Here is a 14,929-nt window from a genome sequence, read left to right as displayed (position 1 = left end):
CGTGGCTGCGGTGGGCGAGAGAAGTGTTCGGCTGGTACTCGCCGCCGCAGCTGCGGCGCTGGTGGGGGTCGCGGCAGCGTTCGCGCTGGCGTTCCCCACCTTTCCCGGTGGGTCGTCGTGGCTACGGGTGATCGCGGTGGCGTCGGGCTCGGTGGTGTTGGGGTTCGGGGTTCTCGCAGTCCTGGACGCCAGTTCCGATTCCCGACGCCCCGCCGTGGACCCGCCGGTGATGTGGCGCGCGATCGGCTACCTGTCGGGACTATGGGCGGTGGCCGAGTTCGTTCTGCTGGCCGCCGCGGCAGCCGATTCTGCCGGTCGCACGCCACTGACGTTGTCGCCCAGCGCTTTCGCCACGTTCGCCACCTCGATCTCGGTGGGCCGTCTGGGTTCTGCGACGGTGATCCTGACGCTCGCCCTGTGCGCCATCGGGGTGGCCGGGTATCGACTGAGGGCGAGCTGGTCACCGATTCCGGTGGTCGTGCTGGCATCCCTTGCGCTGGTCGCTCGGCCGATCACCGGGCACATGTCTCAGTTCACGTTCGGGTCTTTTGCCGTCGCCGTGCATGTGGTGTGCGCGTCGGTGTGGCTCGGCGTCCTGGGTGCGATGGCGCTGAGCCTACGGAGCAAATCCGCGTGGGCGACGCTGTTGCCGGTCTATTCGCGAGTCGCGTTCTGGTGCGTCGTCGGGGTTGCCACCACCGGAGTGCTCGACGCGGTCCTGAAGCTGGACAGCCTTGCTGCCGTGGTCGAGACCGGTTACGGCCGAATCGTTCTCGCGAAGCTTCTCGTCACGGTGATCCTGATCGCGTCCGCTCACCGAATCCGTGGGACGTGGTTACCCACCGTCGCCGCGCACCGATCCACCGTCGAGCACTCGGTGGGCCGAGCCGCAGCGCACATCTGCCTGCTGGCGGTGGCGTTCGGCTTGGCTGCTGCGCTGGCGACCACTGCATAACCAAGCTTGTCGGCGCTCTGTACTAGCCTGGGTGCATGCCGAAGTTGACTGTGGTGCCGGGTGGTTCTTCGGCACCTGCGCTCGGTCGGATCCATACTGTCGCGGAGTTCTTCGCCGGTATCGGCCTGGTGCGAATGGGCTTGGAGCAGGCCGGTTTCGAGGTGTCGTGGGCCAACGACATCGAGCGCGACAAGCATCACATGTACCGCCAGCACTTCGGTGGCGAGGCCGGCCATTTTCAGCTCGGCGATGTCGCACGCACTCGAGGAGACGATCTGCCCGAGGGGCTGTCGTTGGCGTGGGCGTCGTTTCCGTGCACCGATCTGTCGTTGGCCGGCGGCCGGGCCGGGCTCGCGGGTAAGAACTCGTCGACGTTTCGTCATTTCACGCGGGTACTGAGCGAGCTCGGTGATGCTCGACCCGAGGTGGTGACGCTCGAGAACGTCGTCGGGCTGGCGACCAGTCACGGTGGAGACGATCTGGCCGCAGCGGTCCGGGAGCTCAACCAGCTCGGTTACTCCGTGGATGTCCTCACCATCGATGCTCGACGCTTCGTTCCGCAGTCGCGTCCGCGCCTTTTCCTGGTCGGTGCACAGAATCCCCCGGAGGACGCGCGCGATCCCAACAGTGAGCTTCGGCCGGATTGGCTGCAAGCGGTGTACGGCGATTCGACATTGCTGACCCATCGGGCACCCTTGCCGAGTCCGCCGATTCCGTTGACCAGTGGCCTCGGTGATCTGGTCGAGCGCATGGACTACCGCGACGAGCGGTGGTGGGATGCAGACCGTACCGCAGCATTCGTGCAGTCCTTGTCGCCGATTCAGTTGCAGCGCATCGAGATCCTGAAGAAGGCCCGCAAGGTCAGCTACCGTACCGCCTACCGTCGCACCCGTAACGGCGTCGCCGTCTGGGAAGCTCGCCCCGACGACATCTCCGGTTGCCTCCGTACCGCCCGTGGCGGTTCGTCCAAACAAGCGGTGGTCAAGATGGGCAACGGCCGGTTGCAGGTGCGGTGGATGACGCCACTCGAATACGCCCGCCTGATGGGTGCCGGCGAGTACACACTCGACGGTTTGCGAAACAACCAGGCGCTCTTCGGTTTCGGTGATGCGGTGTGCGTTCCCGTGGTCGCCTGGCTCGCCGAGCACTATCTGATGCCGCTGGTCAGCGGGACCCTGAGTTCGACTGCGGCACATGTCCAGTCACGGTAAGTCCTCGCTGCGGTCGTCCGCCGTCGCTCCGCGCAAGAGCACTCTGCCCGCGGACGACGTGCAGTCCTTTCGCACCGCACTGCGAGAAGTGCTGAGCGAGAAAGACAATCAGGGTCGAGTATGGTCGGCGGCCAAATGGGGCGTGTATGCGTTCTACGATTACGACGGTGAGCCGATCTACGTGGGGCAGACCAAGGAGAAGCTCAGCGTCCGAGTGCAGCGCCATCTGACCAACCAGCGAACCGACGCCGTCGCGATGCGGGTACTCGACGTCTTCGAGGTCGCCGAAATCGAGATCTGGCCTCTGTGGCAGTACGAGGATCTCAAGAAGTCCGACGGCGCAGAGCAATTCCGCGCAGCCGAGCGCGATCTGAATGCGCACGAGTACACGGCGTACCTCGAGGCCATCGACAAGTCTCGACACAAGGCGATCCTCAACGAGAAGATTCCGCCGGTCTCGGAGCCCATCGCACTCCCTGCGTCACTGCGTCGGTCGCTGATCTCCGAGCAGACCCGCCGCGAGCGCGGGCACCCCGACATTCGCATCGCGCGCCGCGCCGAGACCATCTCACGGCTGGCTGCTGTCACTCGCGAACGCGGTGAGGTCTCCGAGGGTCTACGACGCGTCCTCGTGGTCCAGGCCGTGCGTTTGGCCTACCTGTCGGCCGAGCGACTCGCCTTCGTCGAGGGACACCCCATCCCCGATCCCGCCGCGATCGACGTCACCGCGCTGGTGGGTTCGGTGCTGCACGAGCGCGCCCCGGACTCGGACGACGAGCCCGAAGACATCGAAGGGGCCACCGACCCCGAAGGCGAGTTGGACCTGTTCAGCGAGTTCTGACTCGGGTCGTCGTACGCTCGCCCTGTGCCGCTCCCCCCTCACGTTGCCGATCTCACCAGCATCGACCTGCTGCTGTCGGTCGCCGAGCTCGGCAGCATCGGGCGAGCGGGTCGAGCGCACGGCATGTCGCAGCCCGCGGCCAGCGCGCGTATCCGTGCGCTGGAACGACGGGTCGGCGCTCCTTTACTGAAACGAGGCGCACGCGGAACGGTGCTGACCGAGTTCGGCGAGCTGGTCGCGAGTTGGGCAGCGCCGGTCGTGCGGTCCGCCGAGGACCTGGCGACGGCCATCGCCACGTTGCACGCCGAACGCGTCGGCCATGTGCAGATCGCCGCGAGTCAGACTGTCGCAGAATATCTTCTGCCCCGATGGCTGGTCACGCTCCACACGCATCTCCCGCACATCGTGCCGAGCCTCACGTCGGGCAATTCCACAGTGGTCGCCGAGAGAGCGCTTGCGGGGGCCGCCGACCTCGGCTTCATCGAAAGTCCGACTGTCCCTGCGGATCTGGATCATCGGACCGTTGCCACCGACGAGCTGGTACTGGTGGTGGCACCTGATCACGCCTGGGCAGTCACCGCGCCGTCGGCCGCCGAGATCGTCGCCACCGCACTGGTGACGCGGGAGGCGGGGTCGGGAACACGCTCCGCCTACGAAAGCGCGGTGGCTGCAGCGGGTCTCGGGCAGCCGATGTCGCCGTTTCTCGAGGTCTCCTCGACGACGGCGATCAAGTCCGCCGTCGGTGCGGGAATCGGCGGAGCCGTGCTGAGCTCGTTGGCCGTCGCCCCCGAGTTGGCCGCGGGAACCCTGGTCCGCGTACCGATCCCAGGACTGACTCTGCGTCGTGAGTTGAGGGCGATCTGGCCGTCCGGCCGCATCCCCACCGGCCCCGCCGCTGAATTGCTGTCCGTGGCGGCAAAGACCCAGCCATAACGTCCAGTTATGGGTAACGAACATTTCGGTACCTACCGGACGTGACCGGCTACGCGCACGCTGAAGTCATGACCGTCACCGCCCTCACCCCCGCTGTGCATCCCAGGACTTTCGAGCACATCACCCCCAACTGGTTCGCCGCGGTGATGGGTACCGGGATCGTCGCCACTGCGGCCGCAACTCTGCCTGTGCAGTTTCCTACACTGCACGTCTTTGCCGTTGCGGTATGGGTGATCGCCGCTACGGCGCTGGCCGTGATCGGTGGAGCCTTCGCGCGGCACTGGATCGGGCACCGCGACCGGGCCGTCGAGTACGCCCGACACCCGGTGATGGTGCAGTTCTACGGCGCTCCGCCCATGGCGATGCTCACCGTCGGCGCGGGAGCGGGCCTGCTCGGCGCGGACGTGCTCGGACCGACTGCGGCCACCGCGCTGTTCGCCGGCCTGTGGACCGCCGGGACGATCGCCGGTCTGCTCACCAGTGTCGTCGTTCCGTATCGAATGATCACCGCGTCCGATCATCGTGACGTCGCAGCCCTGCCCGCGTGGCTGATGCCTGTGGTGCCGCCGATGGTGTCGGCGTCGACAGGGGCGTTGCTGCTTCCGCACCTACCCGAGGGCCAGTGGCGGCTGGCGCTGCTGTGCGCCTGTTATGCGATGTTCGGGCTGTCGCTGATCGTCGGGATGATCACGCTGACTCTGATCTACGGGCGCCTGCTGCACGGCGGTCTGCCGCCCGTCGACGCGGCCCCGACCGTGTGGATCACGTTGGGGTTGATCGGCCAGTCGATCACGGCGGCCAACCTGCTGGGCACCGACGCATCGATGGTGTTCACCGGTACACAGGCGTCGGTCGCCGTCGGGCTACACGTCTTCGGTATCGGCTACGGGCTGATCATGGGCGGCTTCGGAATGCTGATGTTCGCGCTGGCGACAGCTCTGACCGTGCACGCGGCACGCAGAAACCTGGGGTTTTCGCTGACGTGGTGGTCGTTCACGTTCCCCATCGGGACTTGCGTCACCGGAGCGACTGCCTTGGGTCATGCGCTGAACTTCGGTGCGGTGCAGGCTCTGGCCGTTGCCCTGTACGTCCTACTGCTCGCCGCCTGGCTCACCGTGGCCACCCGAACCGTTCGCGGAATCCGGCGCGGAGAGTTGTTGCATCCGGATCACAGGTGAGACAGCACGTTCACCACGTTGCCGCCCGCATCCCGAAAGAAGAATCGGCGGACTCCCCATTCCTCGTTGGTGATCTTGTAGACGATCTCGAGTTCGGCGTCCATCGCTGCCCGGTACGCCGCGTCCACGTCGTCCACTTCGATCGATGCCGACGGATTGACCGGCCCGGTGGGATCGGTGGTGATCAGACTGAGCTGCGCCGCACTGTCGCCCGCCGGAGCGAGCGTGGCGATCCAGCCGTGATTCATCACCACCTCCATGCCGGTGACCTGGACGTACTTGTCCAGCGCCGCATCGAGATCGGTGACCGTGAGCAATGGCATCGCGCGCAGAACATCCATGCCCGGACTGTATCGGCGACAACGTCCCCGCGGGGACGTGCTCGACGAACATCTCACACATGATGGACAATCCTGACGATGCTGACGATCAGGGTGACTCTGGCCGACGTCGAGCCGGTGGTGTGGCGGCGGTTCACCATCGCCTCCGACGCCACACTGCCCGAGCTGCACGACGTCATTCAGGACGTCATGGGTTGGGAAGACCGACATCTGCACATGTTCTTCGTCGGCGACGATCCTCTTCGAAGCACTCGACGCTACGAGATGAAGTCCTCGCTCGAGGAGTGGGACGACGGCACCGGGACACTCGAAGACGGCGTTCGGGTGGACGACGTCCTCGGTGCCGTCGGGGATCGTCTCGGGTACGAGTACGACTTCGGTGACGGATGGACACACCACCTGGTCGTGGAAGAGGTATCGCCCGTAGCCGGTACTGCAGCCTGCCTCGACGGCGACCGCGCCTGCCCACCCGAAGACTGCGGCGGCTCGTCGGGCTACGCCGAACTGCTGAAGGTTCTCGCTGATACCGACCATCCTGAGCACGACCACATGAAGCTCTGGGCGGGCGACTTCGACGAGCGCTTCGCGGTGGCCGACGCGAACAACAGAATCGCGTTGCGGCGCGCGGTGACGGAGTTGGCCGGTCGCGTACGGGAACGGCTACCCAAACTGGGCTCGCTTCTCGAACGCGGGCCCCTCGAGTATCACCCCGATCTGCCCGATGTCCTCGCGCGCGTCGATGTCGATGTCGATGTGGATGTGGATGTGGCACAGGTGGACCCCGCAGTGGCGGCATCGGCAATGGAAAAGCTGACGTGGATGCTGGCGCGCGTGGGCGAAGACGGAATCACGCTGACCGCTGCAGGCTATGTGCCGCCCAGGGACGTTGCGGCGATGCGTACCGAGCTCGAGTGGGTCACCAGATGGTTCGGAAGCGCCAACCGCGAGGTGGACCATCAACAGGTGCACTGGCTTCGGACTGCTGTGACGCAACTCGGACTCGTTCGTGTCCTGAAGGGGCGGCTTCTTCGCACCCGTTTGGGCAACACCCTCGCCACCGACCCGGTCCGCCTGTGGTCACACGCCGCGGCTCGGATGCCCGTTGGGCGCGAGCAGTACGAGAAAGACGCGGGCGTTCTGCTCCTGGTGTCGGTTGCGGCGAGTTGCTCTGTAGACGAACGCAATTCGCTCGTCTTCCGAAGCCTCGAGGCGCTCGGATGGATGATCCCCGAGAGGGAGAGACCGTACGCCCAGTACCTCGCTCGACCGACCTTGGACTTCCTGACTCTGATCGGCGCTGTGCCGTCGACCCTGGGTCGCGAAGGGGCCGGACCGGACTGGGGACGGCAGTTCGCGGTACACGCCTTGTCGTCTCGAGCTGGGTAGTCAACCCCTGCCCCCGAGTCGTTCACCCCGGCGACACGTGCAGTTCCCACAACACATGTCTGCGTGTCGATTCAGGTCGGAAGCATGAGCAACTTCCGTGCTCGATGCTTCCAGGAGATGTACCAAGTGAACACTGTTCGTCGCGTTGCCACCGGTGGAATCCTCGGTCTCGCAGCCGCTCTCACCCTCGCGTCCTGCTCCGAGCCTGCGGCTCCCGATGCCGGTGGAGACGGCGACGGGGCCGGCGGCACTCTCACGGTGTACACCTCGGAGCCGCAGGCGAAGATCGACGCTCTCAACGCCGAGTTCACTGCAGAGAACCCCGGCATCGACGTACAGGTGTTCCGCGCGGGCACCGGAGATCTCAATGCGCGCATCGCGTCGGAGCGGCAGACCGGCTCCATCGGTGCCGACGTCCTGCTCGCCGCGGACGCCCCCACGTTCGAGAAGTACAAGGCCGACGACCTGCTGCTGCAGTACACCCCGGCCGACGTCGACGCCCTCGACCCGAACGTCGTCGATCCCGACGGTTACTACGTGGGAACCCGCATCATCCCGACGGTCATCGCGTACAACACCGGGACCGTCTCGCAGCCCCCGACATCGTGGAAGGACCTGGCGGACCCCCAGTACAAGGGCCGGATCACGCTGCCCAATCCCGATGTGTCCGGCGCGGCAGCGTTCAACACCGCCGTCTGGCTGGGCCAGGAAGACCTCGGCCTTCCGTGGCTCACCGATCTCGTCGCCAACGAACCCGTGGTCGCCGAGAGCAACGGCCCGGTCGCTCAGGCCGTCGCGGCCGGCACCCAGCCGGTCGGGATCGTGGTGGACTACCTGGTGCGCGAGTTGGCCGAGAAGGGCTCGCCCATCGCCGCGTCGTACCCCACCGATGGCGTCCCGTACATTTCCGAACCGGCCGGAATCTTCAAGGACTCGGCCAATCAGGAGGCCGCGCAGAAGTACGTGGACTTCCTGGTCAGCAAGCGCGGTCAGGAGATCGCCGTCGAGCAGCAGTACCTGCCGGTTCGGTCCGATGTCGGCACGCCGGAAGGCGCGCCCGCTCTCGACGACATCGAACTGCTGAACCCGGACCTCGACACCATCACCGCCTCCCAGCCCGATGCCGTCGCCACGTTCAACGATCTTCTTGGCTGACCGCGTCACCTGGGTTCGCGCCTGCCTGTGGTTGGCAGTACTGGCCCTGGTCGGCGCTCCACTGGCGGCCGTGGTCTCGATCGGATTGGGCGGCAACCACATACAAGAGCTGCTCGACGGCGGAATCGCGTCGGCCACTACCAACAGCGTCGTGTCGGCCGGTGTGTCGGCGGCCGCGGCGGTGGTGATTGCGACCATCATGGCCCTCGTTCTCGATCGCACCGATCTGCCGGGCCGATCGGTACTGCGCCTGATTCTGCTCAGCCCGTTGCTGATTCCGCCGTTCGTCGGCGCGATCGCCTGGACAGGCCTGCTGGGCCCGAGCGGGATGATCAACTCGTACTGGAACGACGCCTTCGGCGGCGGACCGCTGTGGAACATCTACGGCGGCGACGGAGTGATCTTCTTGCTGACGGTCCACTCGTATCCGCTTGCGTACCTGATCATTTCGGCGGCGCTACGACGCGTACCCGGCGATCTGGAACAGGCGGCTCGGATCGCCGGGGCATCTCCTTGGCGAGCCATGCGCGATGTGACGCTGCCACTGCTGCGTCCCGCCCTCCTGGCGTCGCTGACGTTGACTGCGGTGTCCAATCTGGCCGATTTCGGCATTCCGGCGCTGGTCGGACTCCCCGAGCGCTACGTCACCCTGTCGACGATGGTGTATCGATACATACAGTCGGGCACCGTCGATCGACCACTGGAGGTGGTCTCCACCATCGGCATCGGGCTCCTCGCACTGGCCGTTGTCGCGGTCGCACTCGACCGCGTTCTGGGGCGTCGCTCCGTTCAGCTCGACGGTGCGGTCACGCCGCCCCAGTTACTTCCGTTGGGCCGCAGCCGAATTCCAGCGGGCATCGCTGCGTGGATCCTCGGCCTCGTTCTGACGGTCCTGCCGATCCTGGCGTTGGCGACGCAGGCCCTGCTTCCGGCTCCCGGCGTGCCGCTCACCTGGAGCAATCTCACGCTGCAGAGTATCGAGAGCGCGGTCACCGCACCGGGAACCCTCGTCGGCATTCAGAATTCGGTGACGCTGGCGTTGGGAGCCGCAGTCGTCTGCGGATTCCTGGGCCTGGCCATCGGGGTACTGACCACCCGCACCAGGTCTCGCGACAACGTCGGCCTGGATCTGGCAGCGATGCTGCCGCAGGCGATTCCCGGCCTCGTCATCGCAGTGGGCTGGTTGATCATCGGCCGGTACACCGGACTGTTCGACACCAAGTGGGTCATCCTGTGCGCCTACGTGATGGCGTTCCTCGCGATCGTCGTCCAGGCCGTTCGAGCACCGCTGAGTTCCACTCCGACAGCCCTCGAAGAAGTCGCCAGATCCTCCGGCGCGTCACATCTTCGATCGCTGTGGGACGTGCCGTGGAAGATGGCGATCCCCGCTGCAGTCACCGGTGCGGTGCTCGTTGCTCTCACTGCAGTGCGCGAGCTGACCATGTCGGTGCTCCTCGTCGCTCCGGGTACACAGACCCTCGGCGTGTCCATCTTCAACCTGCAGCAGGCCGGCGACTACAACGCCGCCTCCGCCCTGTCCCTACTCGTCGCGCTCGTCGGATTCGCGGGCCTCGGCCTCGTGGCGTCCACCCGAGCCGGGCGACCGTAGATCCAACGCTGAGAAGAGAGAACCGATGTCTGCCATCACGATCGAACGTCTCGGCCTCCGGTACCACGACGGCACGGTCGGCGTGGAGGGCATCGACCTGGAGATTGCCGATGGCGAGTTCGTCGCACTCGTCGGGCCGTCGGGCTCCGGTAAGACCACGCTGCTGCGTACCGTCGCCGGCTTCCTGACCCCGACTGCCGGTTCGATCTCCATCGGACCGGATGTGGTTGCAAGCGAACAACTCTCGACGCCTCCCGAGTCGCGCAAGCTCGGCATGGTATTCCAGCAGCACGCCCTGTGGCCGCACCGCAGCGTCGGGCGCAACGTCTCCTACCCACTCGAACTGGCCAAGGTCTCCAAACCGGAGCGCACGAAGAAGGTCGCCGACGTGCTCGAGCTCGTCGGGCTGCCCGGGCTCGAGAACCGGGACCCGTCGACGCTGTCCGGTGGTCAGCGGCAACGCGTCGCCCTCGCGCGCGCTCTGGTCGGCTCGCCACGGGCACTGCTACTCGACGAGGCGCTCTCGGCATTGGACGAGCCACTGCGAGACCGGCTTCGCCTCGAGCTGAGATCTCTGACGCGCGCAGCCGGTCTGACCGTCGTACACGTCACGCACGATCGCACCGAGGCCCTCGCCCTCGCAGACCGGGTGGTCGTCCTCGATCGGGGCAGCATCGCGCAGATCGGTACACCCGAGGACGTGGTGCGCGCTCCGGCGTCGGCGTTCGTCGCCCACTTCCTGTCCGACGCCACCCTCGTCGACGGCACCGTCGCCCACGGCACCTTCACCTCGGGCTCCCTGACACTCGCGGCGGAGGGCTCCGGCCCCGGGACGGTTGCAATCCTGCCGACCGATATCGAGCTCGTGCCCGACGGCGAGCGCGAGAGCACCATCAGGGGAACCGTCACCTCGTCACTCTTCGGCCGCGATGCCAGCGATGTTCTGGTGCGCTCCGGCGATGTGGACTTCCGATGCTCGGTACGCGGACCGCGTCCCGAGGTGGGTGACACCGTCGCGCTGACCGTCCGGCGGTCGTTCTTCTACCCGCGGTAGCCAGCCTCGACCGCGGATCGGCTCCCCAGTTTCGGATTTATGCCTCCGATCGGAGGCCGGAATCCATATCCGGGGAGCCGATCCCCGTCCGGATCCCCCGATCCCCCCCGACCGACCACTGTGACCCACCAGACAGGAATATTATTTGCTTAGCACATGTATTTATATATATGGTTGCAGACAGCAAGTAAATGGACATCGGCGTTGGAGTACTCATGGCAGTTCAATCCACGACAGCGGAGTCGTTGGTCGAAGAGGTCTTCCTCTTCGGGCGCACGCTGAAGCGGGCCGTGACCACCGGAGTCGAGGATTCACCACTGCCGCAGGCCCTGACCGGAGTTCTGGCCATCCTGGCGACCGAGGGTGAATGCAGGCAGACCGACCTCGCCAGCAGGCTGTGCGTCAGTCAGTCCGCCCTCAGCCGGCAGATCGCGGACCTCGTCGACCTCGGCTACATCGATCGACATCCCGATCCCGACGACCGAAGGGCGTCACGGGTCTGTGTGTCGGACATCGGTCAGGTTCGACTGACACAAATTTGGAACAGACGCGCACGCCGCCTGGCAGAAATGTTGAGCGGCTGGAGCGAGGACGAGGCACTCGATGCACTCGACTCGATCCGCAAACTGAACGACACCTTCACCGAAGACGCCCACGCCCAGCATCAGGACGTGGCACGTATTGAATCGATTGCGAGATAAGACATGACCACATCTGCGGATACTCCGCCCAATCAGCCAGTCGTCGATCCCGACGCGATGTCGCATCGCCAGATCCTCGAAGCCCTCACCGGCCTGCTCGCCGCGCTGTTCACTGCGCTGCTGAGCACCACGATCGTCTCGACGGCACTGCCCACCATCATCGGTGATCTGAAGGGTTCGCAGACCGCGTACGCCTGGGTCATCACCACTGCCCTGTTGGCCAATGCCGCGTCCACTCCGATCTGGGGCAAGCTGGCCGACCTGTTCAACAAGAAGGTGCTGGTCCAGAGCGCGATTCTCATCTTCGTCGCAGGCTCACTGATCGCCGGCTTCGCGCACAACGTGCCGGTCCTGCTGGCCGCACGCGTGGTGCAGGGCATCGGCATGGGTGGTCTGACGGCTCTCGTCATCGCCATCATCGGCACCATCGTCTCCCCGCGTGATCGCGGCCGCTACTCCGGCTACACCGGTGCCGTCATGGCCGTGTCGATGTCCGGTGGCCCGATCCTGGGCGGCGTCATCGTGGACAGCCCGCTCGGCTGGCGCTGGTGCTTCTTCGTCTGCGTACCGCTGGCCGTCATCGCCCTCGGCCTGCTGCAGAAGACCCTGCACATCAAGACCATCCGCAAGGACAACGTCTCCATCGACTGGCTCGGTGCACTTCTGCTCACCGCAGGTGTTTCCGTTCTCCTCGTGTGGGTCTCGTTCGCAGGCAAGGCCGACTACTACGCCTGGCTCTCCCGTGAGACGGCCTACCTGGTCGGCGGCGGAGTGCTGTTGCTCATCCTGACGATCATCGTCGAGGCGCGGCACAAGTCGCCGATCATCCCGCTCAAGATCGTCACCGAACGCACCACCGGCCTGGCCATCGTCGCGTCCATCGCCGTCGGCGTCGGCCTCTTCGGAGCCACCACCTTCCTCGGCCAGTACTTCCAGACCGCTCGCGGCTACACCCCCACCGAGGCCGGATTGCTTTCCATCCCTCTGGTGTTCGGCATGCTCGTCGCCTCCGTCGGCTCCGGTCAGCTCATCACCAAGTTCGGTAAGTGGAAGCCGTTCATCGTCACCGGATCCGTTCTGTTGGTCGTCGGATTCCTGCTCCTGGGCACGATCGACCACGCGACCAGCCTGGTAACGGTCGGCATCTTCATCACCATCGTCGGCCTCGGTACCGGCATGTTGATGCAGAATCTCGTTCTCGCAGTGCAGAACACGGTCAGTGTGCAGAACGTCGGTGCGGCATCGTCGACGGTGGCGTTCTTCCGTACCTTCGGCGGCGCGATCGGCGTCTCGGTTCTCGGCTCGCTCCTGGCAACTCGGGTTGCCGAGAAGTCCGCGGCAGGCCTGGCCCAGCTCGGTGTCGACAGCTCGTCGGGTGGCGGTGGATCACTCGATCTCACCGCACTGCCCGCGCCGGTCCTCGAAGTCGTCCGCACCGCCTACGGTGACGCGACCGGACGCATCTTCATGATTGCCGGCTTCGTTGCGATCGTCACGCTGATCGCGGTGATCTTCATTCCGAATCGCCCACTGCGCCAGACGATCGACATCGCGACGACCCCTGCGCAGGGACCCAAGGACGAGCCGCAGGACCAGCTCGCCGAGATTCCGTCCTTCGGTGACACGCAGGAGTACGTCTCCGCCGAGCGCGAGGCCGAGTACGACACCCATCGTCGCGCCGAGGGTCGGCACGAGGCTCAACCGGGACAGCGCCCCTTCGAGGGTCTGAGCACCGACGCACGTGATCGACTGCTCGCACTGCTGCTCCCCGAGCCGAAGGACACGTTGGCCGCACTGGACGAGGCCGAGACCATCCGCGCCGAAGTGATCGAACTGCAGCAGGAACTCGACGCGAAGATGCTCGATTTCGATGCAGTGTGCGAGCGGCTCCGTCGCCTCGGACTCAGCGAGCAGCAGATCGCTCGAGTGTTGGGAGACAACCACATTCCCGACAGTCGCAATCATTACGCACACGCAGGCCTGAACGGACACAGCGTCAACTAGTCCCAGCCTCGACCAGGCCAAGCGTTACGGCAGTTCCCCGCACCCCCACCGGGAGTGCGGGGAATTTTCGTTCTCTATGCTCCAAGAACGGACCGGCCACCTTCTTTCGCTTCTGCACAGGCGGGAGAATCGCTCATGACACGTCGCCTCCAGATCTCCGCCGCCGCGGTCCTGGTAGCAGCGCTCGCCTGCGCATCGTGCGCCACCGAAGAGCGGACGCCCGGCGCCCCCATCGACGGTGCAACGGGGTCCGCTCCCGGACTCGGGTGGACTCTCACTCCCTCGGATGCGGGCATCGAGGGCGGCCAGTTCCGCGATCCCGTCCAGGGCAGCGACACCGATTCGATGCACTCGGGTTCCATCTCCGACGGGTCGACGGTCGTCACGCTCGTCGGCCGCCCGGACGGCAGGGAGTTCGTCGACGCGACCCTGGTGGGCGCGAGCATCGCGGACGGCTCGGTGCGCTGGCGCACCCCCGCGGACGATATCGTGGGCTGCGGTGAGGAATTCGTCGACGGGCAGGTCGTCTGCTACCGCGGCAACACCGGCACGACATCCGAAATCCTCACTGTCGACACCGAATCCGGAGAATCGAGCACTCGGGACGCGGCCTTTCCGATCTTGAGTCTGACCACCGCAGACGGCCACGTGTACACCTCCCGGGCGGTGCGCGATGGTGCGAGGGCGACGGTGTCTCGCGGCACTGCGGACGCCCTCGACGCGGACTGGTCGGTGCAGTTCGATTCCACGGCCTCGCCTGACGCACCGTTCGCGTCCACAATGCACACCGAGAACGGAATCGGGTTGTTCGACGACGGCCGGGGAGTGTTCGCCTTCGACCTCGACACCGGCGACAACCTCTGGTCCAGAACGGTTCCCGACTGCGCCCGATCGGGCGTCGCCTCGCGCGACGGCGCAGTGCGGGTGGCGCGGGCCGACTGCTCGGACCCCACTACGATCGTGGGTTCGGAAATCATCGACACCGACGGAACCGTGCTCGCTGCAACGGATTCCGTGACCCTGCAGCAACCGACGTTCGATTCCCCCGCCGAGTCGAGTCCGCTACTGCTCGGAACGGGAGGCTATCGGCCGTCGAATCCCGACCCCGTGTGGACCGACGAGAGTCTGGTCTGGGCCGTTCCGTCGGACATCACCGGCCCCGCCGCGGCGTTCCTGTCCACCAACGGCCTTGCCTACGCCGTCACGGGTTCGGTTGCACTGCTGCGCAACACCGACACGGCCACCGAATCCGCGATCGACCTCGACACCGGGACCACGCTGTGGAGTCGAGAATCGGGGGCTTTCGCGGAGGTCGGTGCCCTCGACGGCGACGTCGCCACGCTGTTCGGACCGGAAGTGCTGCGCGGAATCGACGTCAGAACCGGATCCACGGTGTGGGACATCCCCGTGGCGGCGTTGGACGACGAGGGAATCGATCGGCAGTCGTGGCCGATGTTCGATCGAGTCGACAGCGACTCGATCGACACCGACTCGATCGACACCGATTCCATTTACACCAGGGCACTGAGCATCTCGCTGCTACGAGCGAGATAGATCTTCC

Annotated in this window: 13 protein-coding genes; 12 read left to right on the top strand and 1 reads right to left on the bottom strand. The window is 65.8% G+C overall.

Annotation, left to right across the window (positions count from 1 at the left end; all coding sequences use genetic code 11):
- Position 1: 1 nt before the first annotated feature.
- From CH291_RS10720 to CH291_RS10700, 5 genes are all read left to right on the top strand, one after another.
- Complete coding sequence (locus tag CH291_RS10720) at positions 2 to 955, top strand: copper resistance D family protein (protein ID WP_256980801.1); 954 nt, start codon at positions 2 to 4, stop codon at positions 953 to 955.
- A 35-nt stretch (positions 956 to 990) separates the two neighbouring features.
- Positions 991 to 2,166: a DNA cytosine methyltransferase gene (locus CH291_RS10715; RefSeq protein ID WP_255183192.1), complete on the top strand. Its 1,176-nt coding sequence runs from the start codon at positions 991 to 993 to the stop codon at positions 2,164 to 2,166.
- Positions 2,150 to 3,007 (top strand): GIY-YIG nuclease family protein, encoded by an 858-nt coding sequence (locus tag CH291_RS10710; RefSeq protein WP_068045131.1) that lies wholly within the window; start codon positions 2,150 to 2,152, stop codon positions 3,005 to 3,007. Before CH291_RS10715 ends, CH291_RS10710 begins: the two co-directional genes overlap by 17 nt.
- A gap of 24 nt (positions 3,008 to 3,031) precedes the next feature.
- Positions 3,032 to 3,940, top strand: a complete 909-nt coding sequence (locus tag CH291_RS10705; RefSeq protein ID WP_094687428.1) for a LysR family transcriptional regulator — start codon at positions 3,032 to 3,034, stop codon at positions 3,938 to 3,940.
- Between the two features lie 68 nt (positions 3,941 to 4,008).
- The gene (locus tag CH291_RS10700; RefSeq protein WP_094687470.1) at positions 4,009 to 5,118 is read left to right on the top strand and encodes a TDT family transporter; all 1,110 of its coding nucleotides are present in this window, start codon (positions 4,009 to 4,011) and stop codon (positions 5,116 to 5,118) included.
- On the opposite strand, the gene CH291_RS10695 is transcribed toward CH291_RS10700, so the two are convergent.
- Positions 5,109 to 5,459, bottom strand: coding sequence for a VOC family protein (locus CH291_RS10695; protein WP_094687427.1), 351 nt, complete (start codon positions 5,457 to 5,459; stop codon positions 5,109 to 5,111). The two genes, CH291_RS10700 and CH291_RS10695, sit on opposite strands and share 10 nt — an antisense overlap.
- Before the next feature lie 78 nt (positions 5,460 to 5,537).
- On the opposite strand from CH291_RS10695, the gene CH291_RS10690 reads away from it, so the two are divergent.
- The 7 genes from CH291_RS10690 (at position 5,538) to CH291_RS10660 (ending at position 14,922) form a co-directional block, all read left to right on the top strand.
- A complete protein-coding gene (locus CH291_RS10690) occupies positions 5,538 to 6,845 on the top strand; it encodes a plasmid pRiA4b ORF-3 family protein (RefSeq protein ID WP_094687426.1) in 1,308 nt (435 codons plus the stop codon).
- A gap of 117 nt (positions 6,846 to 6,962) precedes the next feature.
- Positions 6,963 to 8,000 (top strand): ABC transporter substrate-binding protein, encoded by a 1,038-nt coding sequence (locus tag CH291_RS10685; RefSeq protein WP_094687469.1) that lies wholly within the window; start codon positions 6,963 to 6,965, stop codon positions 7,998 to 8,000.
- Positions 7,966 to 9,609, top strand: coding sequence for an ABC transporter permease (locus CH291_RS10680; protein ID WP_094687425.1), 1,644 nt, complete (start codon positions 7,966 to 7,968; stop codon positions 9,607 to 9,609). The genes CH291_RS10685 and CH291_RS10680 overlap by 35 nt, the downstream gene beginning before the upstream one ends.
- 25 nt (positions 9,610 to 9,634) lie before the next feature.
- Positions 9,635 to 10,663, top strand: coding sequence for an ABC transporter ATP-binding protein (locus tag CH291_RS10675; RefSeq protein WP_094638510.1), 1,029 nt, complete (start codon positions 9,635 to 9,637; stop codon positions 10,661 to 10,663).
- Between the two features lie 215 nt (positions 10,664 to 10,878).
- The gene (locus CH291_RS10670; RefSeq protein ID WP_068045167.1) at positions 10,879 to 11,364 is read left to right on the top strand and encodes a MarR family winged helix-turn-helix transcriptional regulator; all 486 of its coding nucleotides are present in this window, start codon (positions 10,879 to 10,881) and stop codon (positions 11,362 to 11,364) included.
- A gap of 57 nt (positions 11,365 to 11,421) precedes the next feature.
- Positions 11,422 to 13,368 (top strand): MDR family MFS transporter, encoded by a 1,947-nt coding sequence (locus CH291_RS10665; RefSeq protein ID WP_179276510.1) that lies wholly within the window; start codon positions 11,422 to 11,424, stop codon positions 13,366 to 13,368.
- A gap of 135 nt (positions 13,369 to 13,503) precedes the next feature.
- Positions 13,504 to 14,922: a PQQ-binding-like beta-propeller repeat protein gene (locus CH291_RS10660; RefSeq protein ID WP_094687423.1), complete on the top strand. Its 1,419-nt coding sequence runs from the start codon at positions 13,504 to 13,506 to the stop codon at positions 14,920 to 14,922.
- Positions 14,923 to 14,929: the final 7 nt, after the last annotated feature.

It is taken from the genome of Rhodococcus sp. 14-1411-2a, from assembly GCF_002259485.1.
Lineage (GTDB): Bacteria > Actinomycetota > Actinomycetes > Mycobacteriales > Mycobacteriaceae > Rhodococcoides.
The sequence above is the reverse complement of the archived record's forward strand: the minus strand, read 5'-3'. Positions and strand labels throughout refer to the sequence as shown.